Source organism: Streptomyces sp. DvalAA-43, from assembly GCF_900091725.1.
GTDB lineage: Bacteria > Actinomycetota > Actinomycetes > Streptomycetales > Streptomycetaceae > Streptomyces > Streptomyces pulveraceus.
In genome coordinates this window covers 83,108-97,464 of the sequence record NZ_FMBW01000043.1, presented here as the reverse complement: position 1 = coordinate 97,464, position 14,357 = coordinate 83,108, and the positions used below count along the sequence as shown (strand labels likewise).

Genomic DNA, 14,357 nt, shown 5'->3' with positions numbered 1-14,357 from the left:
CCCGGTACGTCCGGGGTGCGGGCCTGACTACGGTGGTCGCCATGACCACCCCCACCCCGATGGATCCCGTGGCACGGCCCGTCCGGCTGCTCATCGTCGACGACGACCCGCTCGTACGGGCGGGACTCGCCCTCATGCTCGGCGGCGCCGACGACATCGACATCGTGGGGGAGGGGGCGGACGGCACGGAGGTCGCCGGTCTCGTCGACCGGCTGCGCCCCGACGTGGTGCTGATGGACATCCGGATGCCGGCCATGGACGGGCTGACCGCGACCGAGGCACTGCGCACCCGGCCCGACGCCCCGGAGGTCATCGTCCTGACGACGTTCCACGCCGACGAACAGGTGTTGCGGGCCATCCGCGCCGGGGCGGCCGGATTCGTCCTGAAGGACACCCCGCCGGCACAGATCGTCGAATCGGTGCGACGGGTGGCGGCCGGGGACCCGGTGCTGTCGCCCGCGGTGACCCGTCGGCTCATGGACCGTGCCGCCGGGACCGGTCCCCGCGGCGGCCACGACGAGCGCATGGACCGCGCCGACCGGGCGCGGCAGCGGATCGCCGCCCTCGCCGAGCGGGAACGCGAGGTCGCGATCGCCGTCGCCCACGGCCGTTCCAACGCGGAGATCGCCGCGACGCTCTATCTCAGCGTGGCGACCGTGAAGACCCAGGTGTCCCGGATCCTGGCCAGGTTCGGCTTCAACAACCGTGTCCAGATCGCGCTGTTGGTGCACGACGCGGGCCTGCTCGACGACGACGGCGGGGAACCGTCGGCATAGGGTGAACCGTTCTGTCCGAAACGACCGGGCCGAACGGGCGGTCCGACCGGGAGGGGCGATCCCATGTCCGATGTCAGTGGTCATGCCGAAGTTGTCGGTGGGCATGCCGAAGTGGATGTCGATCTGCGAGGGTTGGCGGACTTCACCGCGAACCCGTACCCGTACTACGAGAAGCTGCGCGCGGCGGGCCCGGTGCACACCGTCCGCACCGACGAGTTCGACCGCGTCTGGCTCGTGGTGGGGTACGACGAGGCCCGCGCGGCCCTCGCCGACCCGCGGTTCGCCAAGGACTGGCGGGGGCTGCCGGGCGCACCCGTCGAGAGCGACCCCATCTTCCTCAACCTGCTGGAGCTGGACGCGCCCCGTCACACCCGGCTGCGCAGGCTCGTCGCCCGGGAGTTCACCGCCCGCCGGGTCGAGGCCCTGCGCCCGCGCGTCCAGCAGATCACCGACGAGCTCCTCGACGCGATGGTGCCCGCCGGGCGTGCCGATCTCGTCGACGCGCTCGCCTTCCCGCTGCCGATGACCGTCATCTGCGAGCTGATCGGCGTCCCCGACCTGGACCGCGACGCCTTCCGCCTGCTGTCGAACGGTGTGGTCACCCCCACCTCGCCGCAGGGAGAGATGGAGGCGGTGCGCGCCATGAACGAGTACCTCGGCGAACTCATCGAGGACAAGCGCCGCTCGCCCGGCGAAGACCTGATGAGCGCGCTGGTCAGGACGCGCGACGAGGACGGCGACAGCCTCTCGCCCGACGAACTCGTCGGGATGGCCTTCCTGTTGCTGGTCGCCGGCCACGAGACCACGGTCAACCTGATCGCCAACGGGGTACGGGCGCTGCTCGGCCATCCCGAGCAGCTGGCGGCCCTCCTGGACGACCCCGAGCTGATCGGCGGCGCGGTCGAGGAGATGCTGCGCTACGACGGGCCGGTGGAGAACGCCACGTTCCGCTTCCCTCGTGAGCCGGTCCGGATCGGGCGGCGGGTCGTCCCGGCCGGCGTACCGGTCCTGGTGTCCCTGGCGGGCGCCGACCGGGACCCCGCCCGCTATCCGGAGCCGGACACCTTCGACATCCGCCGCGACGCCCAGGGCCATCTGGCCTTCGGGCACGGCATGCACTTCTGCGTGGGAGCGCCGCTGGCCCGGATGGAGGGCCGGATCGCGATCCGTACGCTGCTGGAGCGCTGCCCCTCCCTCGCACCGGACGCGGGGGCCGGGGAGCTGGACTGGATCCCCGGGATGCTGTTGCGCGGGGTGCGCGGACTGCCCGTCCGCTGGTGAGACAAGGAGCTCTGTGATGACCGGACTTGACCTGCCGATGGCGCGGAGGGTGCTCGACAGCCAGCCGTTCAGCGAACTGGTGGGGGCGCGGATCACCGCCTTCGGGGACGGCGCGGCCACCCTCGAAGTCGACATCCGCCAGGAACTCCAGCAGCAGAACGGCTTTCTGCACGGCGGGGTCCTCGCCTACGCGGCCGACAACGCGATCACCTTCGCCGCCGGTACGACCCTCGGCCGGGCCGTACTGACCGGTGGCTTCTCCATCCAGTACGTCCGGCCCGCCACCGGCCGCACCCTCGTCGCCCACGCCGAGGTCGCGCACACCGGCCGCCGCCAGGCGGTGGTCCGCTGCGAGCTGTTCGCCGCGGCGGAGGACGGGGAGCGGACGCTCTGCGCGGTCGCGCAGGGGACCGTGCTGTCGGCCGCCCCGCCGTCCGCCTGACGGCCTCAGGGCCGGGGCGGCGCCGCGCCGTCGGCGATCTCCGCGATCGTCACGGGGCGCCGCTCCCGGCGCGACACCTCGCACGCCTCCGCGATCAGCAGCGCGGACCACGCCTCCCGGCCGTCGCAGGGATTGGGCCGCTCGCCCCGCACCATCTGTACGAACGCGTCCAGTTCGGCCTCGTACGCCGGGGCGAACCGCTCCAGGAAGCCGGGCCAGGGGCCGGTGGGGGCCGGGGGGCCCTGGGGCTCGGCCGAGGTGACCGGCGTGCGGGCGTCCAGGCCGACCGTGATCTGGTCCAGCTCGCCCGCCAGCTCCATCCGCACGTCGTAGCCCGCTCCGTTGCAGCGGGTGGCCGCCGCTGTGGCCAGGGTGCCGTCGTCGAGAGTCAGCAGGACCGCCGCCGTGTCGACGTCGCCCGCCGCCCGGAACATCCCGGGCCCGGCGTCCGATCCGGCGGCGTACACCTCCGTCACCTCGCGGCCCGTCACCCACCGCAGCATGTCGAAGTCATGGACGAGACAGTCCCGGTAGAGCCCCCCGGAGAGCGGCAGATAGGCGGCGGGCGGCGGGGCGGGGTCCATCGTCACCGCCCGCACGGTGTGCAGCCTGCCCAGCGCCCCGCCCCGCACGGCGGCGCGGGCCGCCCGGTACCCCGCGTCGAACCTGCGCATGAAGCCCAGCTGGAGCACGCTCCCGGCCCGCTCGACCTCGCGCAGCGCGGCCAGGGTCCCCGGCAGGTCCAGGGCGATCGGCTTCTCGCAGAACGCCGGGAGCCCCGCCCGCGCGGCCCGGCCGATCAGCTCCGCGTGCGCCGAGGTGGCCGAGGCGATCACCACGGCGTCCACCCCCGCGCCGAACACCTCGGCGGCGTCCGGGGCGGTCGTCGCGCCGAGGCGCCGCGCCACCTCGGCGGCCCGCGCCCCGTCGGTGTCCGTCACCACCAGGGCGTCCACCTCGGGATGGCGGGCCAGCACGCCCGCGTGGAAGGAACCGATCCGGCCGGTGCCGATGAGTCCGATACGCATGGACCCAACGTGCCGTCCGCCGCCTGCGCTGTCAACCATATGTCCGGACAAGCTGCGGCTTGTTCGTTGGTCCTGCTGTCCGGACAACAGGACGACCGGACTATCGGCCTTCCGACACGAGGGTTACCCTCCACGCGTGCCCAAACCCACCACCGACCCCGCCGCACTCGAACTCGGCGTGGACCGCACCAGCCCGATCCCCCTGTACTTCCAGCTTGCCCAGCAGCTGGAGGCCGCCGTCGAGCAGGGCCGACTCGCCCCCGGCAGCCTCCTCGGCAACGAGATCGAGCTCGCGGCCCGGCTCGGCCTGTCCCGGCCCACGGTCCGCCAGGCCATCCAGTCGCTGGTCGACAAGGGGCTGATGGTCCGCCGTCGTGGTGTCGGCACCCAGGTCGTGCACAGCACGGTCCGCCGCCCGCTCGAACTGAGCAGCCTCTACGACGACCTGGAGAGCGCGGGCGGGCACCCCACGACCCGTGTCCTGCGCAACACCGTCGAGCCGGCCGGTCCGGAGACGGCCGACGCGCTCGGACTCGCCGAGGGCACCGACGTCCACCTCGTCGAGCGGCTGCGGTACGCGCACGGCGAGCCGCTGGCCCTCCTGCGCAACCACCTGCCGCCGGGGATCGTCGACCTGGACACCGAACGGCTGGAGGCCACCGGCCTGTACCGGATGCTGCGCGGCGCCGGGATCACCCTGCACAGCGCCCGCCAGACCGTGGGCGCCCGGCTCGCCACCGCCGACGAGGCGGCCCGGCTCGCCGAGGCGGTGGGGGCCGCCGTACTGACGATGACACGCACCACCTTCGACGACACCGGGCGGGCGGTCGAGTACGGCTCCCACCTCTACCGGGCCTCGCGCTACACCTTCGATTTCCAGCTGCTCGTACGGTGACGACGGCCGCACGGCCCGTTGACGTCGCGTACGGCCACCGCTAGAACTCCTCCAGCCGCACTCGGGCGGCCGGGAGAGAGGGCGGACCCACCATGCGTACCTTTCGCGAGGCAGCACCCCCGATCACCGCCGACGACGGGTCGCAGCCGGAGAAACACACCGTGCGCGGTACCCGGTGAACCCCCCGCGCGCCCGGCGCCGACACACGCGTCCCGCCCCTGCCGGGCGGCGGCGCCGACCGCTCGGGGATACTTGGCCAGCCGGGCCGGGTGCACATCATCCCCGGCCCCTCCCAGCGGTACAGCGAGCAGCACAAGAAGGGCACGGCGTCGTGGCAAGGGTTCGGACAGGGGTACGTGCGATGGGCGTCGTGCTTGCGGCGGTGCTCGGGGTGTCCCTCGTGGGATGCAGCAGCACCGGCGGCAAGCGGGCGGAGGAGCGCGCGGCCCAGGCCGCCGCCGAGGGCCGGGCCGCGGTGGACACGCCCCGCTGGACCTTCGCCATGGTCACCCACTCGGGCGACGGCGACACCTTCTGGGACATCGTCCAGCGCGGCGCCGAGCAGGCGGCCGTCAAGGACAACATCAAGTTCCTGTACTCGCACAACGACGAGGCGCAGCAGCAGGCCCAGCTGGTACAGGCCGCCATCGACCAGAAGGTCGACGGGCTGATCGTCACCCTCGCCAAGCCGGACGCGATGAAGGACGTCGTGACCAAGGCCGTCAAGGCCGGCATCCCGGTGATCACGGTGAACTCCGGCTCCGCGGAGTCCAAGCGGTTCGGCGCGCTGACCCACATCGGCCAGGACGAGTCCATCGCGGGCGAGGCGGTCGGCGAGGAGCTCAACGCGCGGGGCCGCAAGAAGGCCCTGTGCATCCTGCACGAGCAGGGCAACGTCGGCCACGAGCAGCGCTGCGCCGGAGCGAAGAAGACCTTCGACGGGCAGCTGCAGAACCTCTACGTCGAGGGCACCAACATGCCCGACGTCCAGGCCTCCATCGAGGCGAAGCTCCAGGCCGACAAGGACATCGACGCGGTCGTCACCCTCGGCGCGCCGTTCGCGGACGCCGCCGTCAAGGCGAAGAAGACCGCGGGCAGCAAGGCCGAGATCGACACCTTCGACCTGAACGCCAAGGTCGCCACGGCCCTGACGGACAAGACCCTCGGCTTCGCGGTCGACCAGCAGCCGTACCTCCAGGGGTACGAGGCGGTCGACCTGCTCTGGCTCTACCGCTACAACGGCAATGTGCTCGGGGGCGGCCGCCCGGTCCTCACCGGCCCGCAGATCATCACCGCGAAGGACGCCGCCGAGCTGGCCCAGTACACCAAGCGGGGGACCCGATGAGCAGCGTCGCCGGACCGTCCGCCCCGGCCGGGGCCGACGAGCGGCTGCTGCGTACCTCGCCGCTGCGCAGACTGCTCGGCCGTCCCGAGCTCGGCTCGGTGGTCGGCGCCGCGGCCGTCTTCATCTTCTTCTCGATCGTCGCCGACAGCTTCCTGCGCGCCTCCAGCCTCGGCACGGTGCTCTACGCGGCCTCGACGATCGGGATCATGGCGGCGCCGGTGGCGCTGCTGATGATCGGCGGCGAGTTCGACCTCTCCGCCGGTGTGCTGGTCACCAGCTCCGCGCTGATCTCGTCGATGTTCAGCTATCAGATGACGGCCAACGTCTGGGTCGGCGTCTTCGTGTCGCTGCTGGTCACCCTGGCCTTCGGGGCGTTCAACGGCTTCATGCTGACCCGGACCAAACTGCCGAGCTTCATCATCACGCTCGGTACGTTCCTGATGCTGACCGGCCTCAATCTGGGCTTCACCAAGCTGATCAGCGGGACCGTGTCCACGAAGTCCATCGGCGACATGGAGGGTTTCGACTCGGCCCGCAAGGTCTTCGCCTCGCAGTGGACCATCGGCGGCGTCGAGTTCAAGGTCACCATCCTGTGGTGGGCCGTGCTCGTCGCGATCGCCACCTGGATCCTGCTCCGTACCCGCTTCGGCAACTGGATCTTCGCGGTCGGCGGCGAGGCCGACGCGGCCCGCGCGGTCGGCGTCCCGGTGATCCGTACCAAGATCGGGCTCTACCTCGGGGTCGCCTTCGCCGCCTGGGTCTCCGGCCAGCACCTGCTCTTCTCGTTCGACGTGGTGCAGTCCGGCGAGGGCGTCGGCAACGAACTGATCTACATCATCGCGGCCGTCATCGGCGGCTGCCTGATCACCGGCGGCTACGGCTCCGCGATCGGCTCCGCGGTCGGTGCCTTCATCTTCGGCATGACCAGCAAGGGCATCGTGTACGCGGAGTGGAACCCGGACTGGTTCAAGTTCTTCCTCGGAGCCATGCTGCTCCTGGCCACCCTGCTCAACGCATGGGTACGCAAGCGCGCGGAGGCGACGAAATGACGGCCCCCCAGGCCCCGGCCGACCCGGAGGCGCCCCGCCGGGCGCTCGTCGAGCTGGACCACGTCAGCAAGTTCTACGGCAACATCAAGGCCCTGACGGACGTCTCGCTGGAGGTCCACGCCGGGGAGATCTCCTGCGTGCTCGGCGACAACGGCGCCGGCAAGTCCACCCTGATCAAGATCATCGCGGGGCTGCACCGGCACGACGCCGGGACCTTCCTCATCGACGGCGAGGAGACCACCCTCGTCAATCCGCGCGACGCCCTGGACCGCGGCATCGCCACGGTCTACCAGGACCTGGCCGTCGTCCCGTTGATGCCGGTCTGGCGCAACTTCTTCCTCGGCTCCGAGCCGACCACCGGCGCGGGTCCCTTCAAACGCCTCGACGCGCGGCGGATGCGCGAGACGACCCGCTCCGAGCTGCTGCGCATGGGGATCGACCTGCGCGACGTCGACCAGCCGATCGGCACCCTCTCCGGCGGCGAGCGCCAGTGCGTCGCCATCGCTCGGGCCGTCCACTTCGGCGCCAAGGTCCTCGTCCTGGACGAGCCCACCGCCGCGCTCGGCGTCAAGCAGTCCGGGGTCGTGCTCAAGTACGTCGCGGCCGCCCGCGACGCCGGTCTCGGCGTGGTCCTCATCACGCACAACCCGCACCACGCGTATCTGGTCGGTGACCGTTTCGTGCTGCTGAAGCGGGGCGCCATGTCCGGAAGCCACACCAAGGGGAGCATCACGCTGGACGAGCTGACCCGCCAGATGGCGGGCGGCAGCGAGCTGGAGGAGCTCAGCCACGAGCTGGAGCGGGCCCCCGCACCGCCCCTCCCCGGCGCCCACCCGGGGACCGGCGAACCCGAGTAGCCCCCGGCCGGGACCGGGCCCGTACGCACCGGTCCGCCAGCCCCGGTGCCCCGGCAGTGGCAGAATCGAGCCCGACGGGCGCAGTCCGCCGCCGGGAGCACCGCCCCCGGCTCCCCCCAGACCCCGCAGGGACGATGAGCACGTACCGCGACTTCACACACCGCGGCTCCGCCCGCGCCACCGTCCTGCGGACGGTGGGCACCCGGGAGCGGCGCTCGCACCTCACGGCACCGCGGGTACCCACCGTCGGCATCGACATCGGCGGTACGAAGGTGATGGCGGGCGTCGTCGACGCCGACGGCAACATCCTGGAGCAGCTGCGCACCGAGACGCCGGACAAGTCCAAGAGCCCCAAGGTCGTCGAGGACACCATCGTGGAGCTGGTCCTCGACCTCTCCGACCGGCACGATGTGCACGCCGTCGGCATCGGGGCGGCCGGCTGGGTCGACGCGGACCGCTCCAAGGTGCTCTTCGCCCCGCACCTCGCCTGGCGCGACGAACCGCTGCGCGACGCCCTCGCCTCCCGGCTCGTCGTCCCCGTCATGGTCGACAACGACGCCAACACCGCCGCGTGGGCGGAGTGGCGCTTCGGCGCGGGCCGCGGCGAGGACCATCTCGTCATGATCACGCTCGGTACCGGCATCGGCGGCGCGATCCTGGAGGACGGCCAGGTCAAGCGCGGCAAGTACGGCGTCGCCGGTGAGTTCGGCCACATGCAGGTGGTGCCCGGCGGGCACCGCTGCCCCTGCGGGAACCGCGGCTGCTGGGAGCAGTACAGCTCCGGCAACGCGCTCGTCCGGGAGGCCAAGGAGCTGGCCGCCGCGGACTCCCCGGTGGCGCACGGCATCATCGAGCGGGTCAAGGGCAACATCCCCGACATCACCGGGCCCCTCATCACCGAACTGGCCCGCGAGGGCGACGCGATGTGCGTCGAGCTCCTCCAGGACATCGGCCAGTGGCTCGGCGTGGGCATCGCCAATCTGGCCGCCGCGCTCGACCCCTCCTGCTTCGTCATCGGAGGCGGTGTCAGCGCCGCCGACGACCTGCTCATCGGCCCCGCCAGGGACGCCTTCAAACGCCATCTCACCGGCCGCGGCTACCGCCCCGAGGCCCGGATCACCAAGGCACAGCTCGGCCCGGAGGCGGGTATGGTCGGCGCCGCGGACCTGGCCCGGCTGGTGGCCCGCAGGTTCCGCCGTGCCAACCGGCGCCGCGTCGAGCGGTACGAGCGGTACGCCCAGATCTACGACCAGGCCGCGAGCACCATCCGTAATACGCGCAGCACCCGCACCTCCTAGGGATCCCCAGACACATGACCGCAGCCGAGCACCCCGTCCTGCCGCGTCAGTCCTCGCCGTCCGACGACGGGCCGCCGCCGCAGGACCGTCGCCGGATGATCCGCCGCCGGCTGATCACGGCGACCATCATCGTGCTGCTCATCGGCATCCCGGCCGGCTATCTGCTGATCTCCGCAGGGCAGAGCCGCCGCTCCGGCCAGAACAAGGCGGCGGAGGCCTCCGCGCAGGGGCTCCGGGAGGGCTGGCCGTCCCGGATGCAGCGCCGGATCTTCGAACTGCCGATGCCCGGCAACGCCCTGGACGTGCAGTACTACGAGACCAACAACTGGAAGGCCAGTCGGCTGTACGTGGAGTTCCGCACCACGTCCGCCGGGCTGGACCGCTTCCTGGGCCGGATGGGCAGCGGGCGGTCCGACCTGGAGACCGGGAAGGTGACCATCGGCGCCCGCGACCAGCAGGTCTCGGGCTGGACGTTCGGCCCCGGGACCGACTGGGCGGGCACCCGGCACACCAACAAGAACCCGCGGCCCACCCAGGACATCACGGTGAACATGACCGACCCGATGAACCCCGTCGTCTACGTCGTCTCCGCGGCGACCCCCTGACCTGACCGGCGGTCCGCCGCCACCGCGGCCGAGCGGGCCCCCGGACCCCGGACCGCGGTGGTGACGGTGGGTCAGGGGCGGTCGGTCAGATAGCCGCCCATGGCGGTGAAGTACTCCGTCGCGGGCATCTCCCGGCCGCTCTCGGTCCGGACCCGTGTGATGGCCAGGCCGTGGTTGCGGCCGGTGCGGGCGTCGGCCCCGGCGACGATCACCACGCCCTCGCCCTCGCGGTAGAAGATGCGGCCGGGCGTACCGCCGTAGCGGTTCTGGGACACCACCGCGGCCAGGACCTCCAGGCGCTTGCCCTTGTGGAAGGTGAAGGCGCTGGGGTACGGCTCGGACTGGGCGCGGACCAGTCGTTCCAGGTCCTGGGCCGGCCAGCTCCAGTCGATGCGGATGTCCTCGGTGGACCGCTTGTGGAAGAAGCTGGCCTGCGAGCGGTCCTGCGCGGTGAACTCGGTCTGCCCGGCGGCGATGAGGTCGAGCGCGCCGATGGTGACCGGGGCGATGAGGTCCACGGTCTTGTGGAAGAGGTCGGTGGCGGTGTCCGCCGGACCGACCGGGACGGCCTCCTGGCGGGCGATGTCCCCGGCGTCGAGCTCGTCGTCCATCATGTGCGCGGTGACGCCCACCTCGGACTCGCCGTTGATCAGGGCCCAGATCAGCGGCGAGAACCCGGCGTACTTCGGCAGCAGCGAATCGTGCACGTTCAGCGTGCCGTGACGGGGGAGGCCGAAGATCCGCGGCGGGATCCAGGTCCGCCAGTTGTTGGACACGATGATGTCCGGGTCGGCCTCCTTGAGGCGCTCGAACAGCTCCTCGTCGTCGGGGCGGTTGCGGATCAGCACCGGGACGCCGTGCTCCTCGGCGAGGTCGGCGACGGAGTCGCTCCAGATCTTCTCGTACGCGTGCTCGCTCTTGGGGTGCGTCACGACCAGTACCACGTGGTGCTCGGAGTCCAGGAGGGCTTGCAGGGTGCGGTGCCCCCAGGTCTGGTAACCGAACATGACGACCCGCATGGGGTTCCTCCTCAGAGCAGGGATAGACCGACGGTAAGTAAAGCAAGGCTTACCTTAGTTTGCAACGGGGCGATTTCGGGCTCCGGTTGACGGTCCGTCGGCCCCGGCCGACGGGCCGCCCTATCGACAAGTCCGCCTGATTAGCTTAGGCTCACCTAAGTTTAGGGGGGTGGCCTTGTCGGCGTGCCCGCCTTTCGTATCTTCCTTACGCCTGACAGGCGGATTTCCCGCACGATGGGAGTGACATGTCACAGGTTCTTCCTGGCGACGCACCACTGGTCCACGACCTGATTGGTATCGGCTTCGGCCCCTCCAATGTGGCCATGGCGATTGCGCTGAGCGAGCACAACTCAGGCGTCGGCAGGCAGAAGCCGGTCACCGCTCACTTCTTCGAGCAACAGCCGAGCTTCGGCTGGCACCGCGGCATGCTGATCGACGACGCCACCATGCAAGTGTCCTTCCTCAAGGACCTGGTGACGCTCCGGAACCCGGCCAGCGAGTTCAGCTTCCTCTGCTATCTGCAGAGCAAGGGCCGGCTGATCGACTTCATCAACCACAAGAACCTCTTCCCGCTGCGGGTCGAGTTCCACGACTACTTCGAGTGGGCCGCGGCCAAGGTCGACGACCTGGTCTCCTACGGCCACGAGGTGGTCGCCGTCACGCCCTTCGTCCACGACGGCACCGTGGAGTACCTGGACGTCACCGTCCGGTCGGGCGAGGGACTGGAGGTGCACCGGGCCCGCAACCTCGTCATCGGCACCGGGCTGCGCCCCGTCATGCCCGCCGGTGTGGAGCGCGGTGACCGCGTCTGGCACAACTCCGACCTGCTGCGCAAGGTCGACGGACTGGAGGGCGCCTCGCCCTCGCGCTTCGTCGTCGTGGGCGCCGGACAGAGCGCCGCGGAGAACGTCGCCTACCTGCACCGCCGCTTCCCCGAGGCCGAGGTCTGCGCGGTCTTCTCCCGCTACGGCTACAGCCCCGCCGACGACAGCAGCTTCGCCAACCGGATCTTCGACCCCGGGGCGGTCGACGACTTCTTCACCGCGCCCGAGAGCGTCAAGAGCCGGCTGATGGCCTACCACGGCAACACCAACTACTCCGTGGTGGACATCGATCTGATCGACGACCTGTACCGGCAGATGTACCAGGAGAAGGTCCTCGGCACGGAGCGGCTGCGCTTCCTCAACGTGTCCCGGGTCAACGGTGTCGAGGAGACGCCCGACGGCGTCCGGGCCACCGTGAAGTCCCTCGTCACGGGCGAGGAGACGCTTCTGGACGCCGATGTCGTGGTGTTCGCCACCGGCTACAGCCCGGCCGACCCGCTCGGCCTCCTCGGCGAGGTCGCCGACCGCTGCCTGCGCGACGACGAGGGCCGGGTCCGCGTCGAGCGCGACTACCGCGTCTCGACCGACCCCGAACTGCGCTGCGGCATCTATCTGCAGGGTGGTACGGAGCACACGCACGGCATCACGACGTCCCTGCTGTCCAACACCGCGATACGGGTCGGCGAGATCCTGGACTCGTTGCTCGACCGGGGCGTCAAGTCCGCCCCCGACGAGGCCCGGCCGGTCGCCGACGGCACCGGGGCAAAGGGATAGCGAACGTCGACATGCTCACGACCGCAGTTGAGCGCCCCGCGCCCGGGGGCACGACAGGGGCCCGCCGGCGGCGGGTCGTGGGTCTGGCCGCGCTGGTGGCGGTCCTGGTGATCGCGGCGGCGTTGTCGCTGGCCGTCGGCGCCCGCGCGCTGAGCCCCGCCGAGGTCTGGCACGGACTGTTCGCGGCGCCCGAGTCCGACCGGCGGCTCACCGAGATCCGGCTCATCGTGCAGACCGTGCGGGTGCCCCGGACGGTGCTCGCGATCGTGGCGGGCATCGCCCTGGGGGTCGCCGGTTCGCTGATCCAGGGCTACACCCGCAACCCGATCGCCGATACGGGCCTGCTGGGGGTGAACTCCGGCGCCTCGTTCGCCGTGGTGTCGGTGATCGCCGTCTTCGGCTTCGCCAACCCGTTCCAGTACGTCTGGTTCGCCTTCGTGGGGGCGGGGGTCGCCGGCATCGTCGTCTTCGGCCTGGCGAGCATCGGCCGGGGGGCGGGCAATCCGCTGACGCTCGCCCTGGCCGGGCAGGGAATCACGGTGTTCCTGGCGGCGATGACCACGGCGGTGGCGCTCTCCGACCAGAAGTCGCTGAACGCGCTGCGGTTCTGGAACGCGGGCTCCGTGGCCGGTGTCGGATTCGACGTCATCGGGCCGGTGACCGTGTTCGTCGCGGCCGGGCTGCTGCTGGCGCTGATCACCCTGCCGGCCCTCAATCTGCTCAACCTGGGCGACGACGTGGCGCGGGGGCTGGGCGTGAACATCGCGCTGAGCCGGACGATCGGCATCTCGGCCATCACCCTGCTGGCGGGCGCGGCCACGGCCGCCTGCGGCCCCATCGCCTTCCTCGGGCTCATGGTGGCCCACGTGGCCCGGTATCTGACCGGCCCGGACTACCGCTGGCTGGTGCCGTACGCGGGCCTGCTCGGCGCCGTCGTCCTGCTGGTCTGCGACATCGTGGGACGTCTGGTGGTGCGGCCGGGCGAGTTGGACGCGGGGGTCGTGGTCGCCCTTCTCGGTGCCCCGTTCTTCGCGATTCTGGTGTGGCGAGGAAAGTTCAGGAACGCGTGAACGGGACAGAAGTGAACCCATCGGTGGCGCCGGGCCTACGGCTCGGTCCCGTGTCGTTCGTATGGCGGCCCTGGCCCGTCCTGGTCACGCTGCTGCTGCTGGCGGCGGCCTTCCTGGTGTTCTGCCTCTCCATCAGCGTCGGGGACTTCCCCATCGGCCTCTCCCGGGTGATCGCCACGATCCTCGGCCGGGGCGAACAGGTCGACGAGTTCGTGGTCATGGACCTGCGGATGCCGCGCGCCCTGGCGGGTCTCGTCGTGGGGGCCGCGCTGGGGATGTCCGGGGCGATCACGCAGTCCGTGGCCCGCAATCCGCTCGCCAGTCCGGACATCCTGGGCATCACCGGGGGAGCCGGCGCGGTCGCGGTCTTCCTGGTGACGGTGTCGGGCGGGACCGCCGCGGCGGTCGTCGGCTCCGTGGGCCTGCCCGCGGCGGCGCTCGCGGGCGGCCTCGGTACGGGACTACTGGTGTACTTCCTGGCCTGGCGGCGTGGGATCGACGGCTTCCGGCTCATCCTCATCGGCATCTCGGTGAGCGCGGTGATGGAGGCGATCACGACCTGGCTGCTGGTCTCGGCCGACATCAGGGACGTGGCCAGGGCCCAGGCGTGGCTGGTCGGTTCGCTGGAGGACCGGTCGTGGGGCCAGGTCGAGGTGGCGTTCTGGTGCACGCTCGTCCTCCTCGTCGTCATGGCCGCCGCCGCGTTCCAGTTCAAGCCGATGCACCTCGGCGACGAGGTCGCCGCCGGCCTGGGCGTCCGGTACACGAGGGTGCGGGCGGTCCTGCTGCTGTGCGCGGTCCTGCTGGCCGCGGTGGCGGTGAGCGCGGCGGGCCCCGTTCCGTTCGTCGCCCTGGTGGCGCCGCAGGTGGCGATGCGGCTGGCGAGGTTCCCGACGCCGCCGATGGTGGCCTCCGGCCTGGTGGGGGCGGTGCTGCTGATCGGCTCGGACCTGGTCGCGCGCACCGCGCTGCCGATCACCCTTCCGGTCGGTGTGGTCACCGCCGCGATCGGCGGCCCGTTCCTCGTCTATCTGCTGGTACGGGCGAACCTGAGGTAGACGGTGCATCAGCAAGGCGAATCCAGACAAGGGGTG

Annotated in this window: 14 protein-coding genes; 12 read left to right on the top strand and 2 right to left on the bottom strand. The window is 71.3% G+C overall.

Features of this window, described 5'->3' with window-relative positions; genetic code table 11:
• Nucleotides 1–41 precede the first annotated feature (41 nt).
• The 3 genes from GA0115234_RS15165 (at nucleotide 42) to GA0115234_RS15155 (ending at nucleotide 2,499) form a co-directional block, all read left to right on the top strand.
• Nucleotides 42–776: a response regulator gene (locus GA0115234_RS15165; protein WP_093542377.1), complete on the top strand. Its 735-nt coding sequence runs from the start codon at nucleotides 42–44 to the stop codon at nucleotides 774–776.
• 63 nt (nucleotides 777–839) lie between these two features.
• Nucleotides 840–2,057, top strand: a complete 1,218-nt coding sequence (locus GA0115234_RS15160; RefSeq protein ID WP_093541870.1) for a cytochrome P450 family protein — start codon at nucleotides 840–842, stop codon at nucleotides 2,055–2,057.
• A 16-nt stretch (nucleotides 2,058–2,073) separates the two neighbouring features.
• On the top strand, nucleotides 2,074–2,499 hold the full coding sequence (locus GA0115234_RS15155; RefSeq protein ID WP_093541868.1) for a PaaI family thioesterase: 426 nt from the start codon (nucleotides 2,074–2,076) through the stop codon (nucleotides 2,497–2,499).
• A gap of 5 nt (nucleotides 2,500–2,504) precedes the next feature.
• Here GA0115234_RS15155 and GA0115234_RS15150 read toward each other — a convergent pair whose 3' ends face one another.
• Nucleotides 2,505–3,527, bottom strand: a complete 1,023-nt coding sequence (locus tag GA0115234_RS15150) for a Gfo/Idh/MocA family protein (protein ID WP_093541866.1) — start codon at nucleotides 3,525–3,527, stop codon at nucleotides 2,505–2,507.
• Between the two features lie 136 nt (nucleotides 3,528–3,663).
• On the opposite strand from GA0115234_RS15150, the gene GA0115234_RS15145 reads away from it, so the two are divergent.
• From GA0115234_RS15145 to GA0115234_RS15120, 6 genes are all read left to right on the top strand, one after another.
• Complete coding sequence (locus GA0115234_RS15145) at nucleotides 3,664–4,422, top strand: GntR family transcriptional regulator (protein WP_093541864.1); 759 nt, start codon at nucleotides 3,664–3,666, stop codon at nucleotides 4,420–4,422.
• 361 nt (nucleotides 4,423–4,783) lie between these two features.
• The gene (locus GA0115234_RS15140; RefSeq protein ID WP_093541862.1) at nucleotides 4,784–5,767 is read left to right on the top strand and encodes a sugar ABC transporter substrate-binding protein; all 984 of its coding nucleotides are present in this window, start codon (nucleotides 4,784–4,786) and stop codon (nucleotides 5,765–5,767) included.
• Nucleotides 5,764–6,816: an ABC transporter permease gene (locus GA0115234_RS15135; RefSeq protein WP_093541861.1), complete on the top strand. Its 1,053-nt coding sequence runs from the start codon at nucleotides 5,764–5,766 to the stop codon at nucleotides 6,814–6,816. The genes GA0115234_RS15140 and GA0115234_RS15135 overlap by 4 nt, the downstream gene beginning before the upstream one ends.
• Nucleotides 6,813–7,673 (top strand): ATP-binding cassette domain-containing protein, encoded by an 861-nt coding sequence (locus GA0115234_RS15130; protein WP_093541859.1) that lies wholly within the window; start codon nucleotides 6,813–6,815, stop codon nucleotides 7,671–7,673. The genes GA0115234_RS15135 and GA0115234_RS15130 overlap by 4 nt, the downstream gene beginning before the upstream one ends.
• A 134-nt stretch (nucleotides 7,674–7,807) precedes the next feature.
• Nucleotides 7,808–8,971, top strand: coding sequence for an ROK family glucokinase (locus tag GA0115234_RS15125; RefSeq protein ID WP_093541857.1), 1,164 nt, complete (start codon nucleotides 7,808–7,810; stop codon nucleotides 8,969–8,971).
• Between the two features lie 14 nt (nucleotides 8,972–8,985).
• Nucleotides 8,986–9,576, top strand: a complete 591-nt coding sequence (locus tag GA0115234_RS15120) for a hypothetical protein (protein ID WP_093541855.1) — start codon at nucleotides 8,986–8,988, stop codon at nucleotides 9,574–9,576.
• Nucleotides 9,577–9,647: 71 nt separating this feature from the next.
• Here GA0115234_RS15120 and GA0115234_RS15115 read toward each other — a convergent pair whose 3' ends face one another.
• Nucleotides 9,648–10,595, bottom strand: a complete 948-nt coding sequence (locus GA0115234_RS15115; protein WP_093541853.1) for a methionyl-tRNA formyltransferase — start codon at nucleotides 10,593–10,595, stop codon at nucleotides 9,648–9,650.
• Nucleotides 10,596–10,840: 245 nt separating this feature from the next.
• On the opposite strand from GA0115234_RS15115, the gene GA0115234_RS15110 reads away from it, so the two are divergent.
• Genes GA0115234_RS15110 through GA0115234_RS15100 form a run of 3 tightly spaced genes read left to right on the top strand, consistent with a single transcriptional unit; the run spans nucleotide 10,841 to nucleotide 14,321 of the window.
• The gene (locus tag GA0115234_RS15110; protein WP_093541851.1) at nucleotides 10,841–12,193 is read left to right on the top strand and encodes a lysine N(6)-hydroxylase/L-ornithine N(5)-oxygenase family protein; all 1,353 of its coding nucleotides are present in this window, start codon (nucleotides 10,841–10,843) and stop codon (nucleotides 12,191–12,193) included.
• An 11-nt stretch (nucleotides 12,194–12,204) separates the two neighbouring features.
• A complete protein-coding gene (locus GA0115234_RS15105; RefSeq protein WP_093541849.1) occupies nucleotides 12,205–13,263 on the top strand; it encodes a FecCD family ABC transporter permease in 1,059 nt (352 codons plus the stop codon).
• The gene (locus GA0115234_RS15100; RefSeq protein WP_093541848.1) at nucleotides 13,260–14,321 is read left to right on the top strand and encodes a FecCD family ABC transporter permease; all 1,062 of its coding nucleotides are present in this window, start codon (nucleotides 13,260–13,262) and stop codon (nucleotides 14,319–14,321) included. The genes GA0115234_RS15105 and GA0115234_RS15100 overlap by 4 nt, the downstream gene beginning before the upstream one ends.
• Nucleotides 14,322–14,357: the final 36 nt, after the last annotated feature.

What these genes read in the sequence shown, in the direction of transcription:
- GA0115234_RS15140 (WP_093541862.1), top strand. Translation starts at nt 4,784, where the DNA reads ATGGGCGTCGTGCTTGCGGCGGTGCTCGGGGTGTCCCTCGTGGGATGC.
- GA0115234_RS15110 (WP_093541851.1), top strand. Translation starts at nt 10,841, where the DNA reads ATGTCACAGGTTCTTCCTGGCGACGCACCACTGGTCCACGACCTGATT.
- GA0115234_RS15125 (WP_093541857.1), top strand. Translation starts at nt 7,808, where the DNA reads ATGAGCACGTACCGCGACTTCACACACCGCGGCTCCGCCCGCGCCACC.
- GA0115234_RS15105 (WP_093541849.1), top strand. Translation starts at nt 12,205, where the DNA reads ATGCTCACGACCGCAGTTGAGCGCCCCGCGCCCGGGGGCACGACAGGG.
- GA0115234_RS15130 (WP_093541859.1), top strand. Translation starts at nt 6,813, where the DNA reads ATGACGGCCCCCCAGGCCCCGGCCGACCCGGAGGCGCCCCGCCGGGCG.
- GA0115234_RS15150 (WP_093541866.1), bottom strand. Translation starts at nt 3,527, where the DNA reads ATGCGTATCGGACTCATCGGCACCGGCCGGATCGGTTCCTTCCACGCG.
- GA0115234_RS15160 (WP_093541870.1), top strand. Translation starts at nt 840, where the DNA reads ATGTCCGATGTCAGTGGTCATGCCGAAGTTGTCGGTGGGCATGCCGAA.
- GA0115234_RS15120 (WP_093541855.1), top strand. Translation starts at nt 8,986, where the DNA reads ATGACCGCAGCCGAGCACCCCGTCCTGCCGCGTCAGTCCTCGCCGTCC.
- GA0115234_RS15155 (WP_093541868.1), top strand. Translation starts at nt 2,074, where the DNA reads ATGACCGGACTTGACCTGCCGATGGCGCGGAGGGTGCTCGACAGCCAG.
- GA0115234_RS15135 (WP_093541861.1), top strand. Translation starts at nt 5,764, where the DNA reads ATGAGCAGCGTCGCCGGACCGTCCGCCCCGGCCGGGGCCGACGAGCGG.
- GA0115234_RS15115 (WP_093541853.1), bottom strand. Translation starts at nt 10,595, where the DNA reads ATGCGGGTCGTCATGTTCGGTTACCAGACCTGGGGGCACCGCACCCTG.
- GA0115234_RS15165 (WP_093542377.1), top strand. Translation starts at nt 42, where the DNA reads ATGACCACCCCCACCCCGATGGATCCCGTGGCACGGCCCGTCCGGCTG.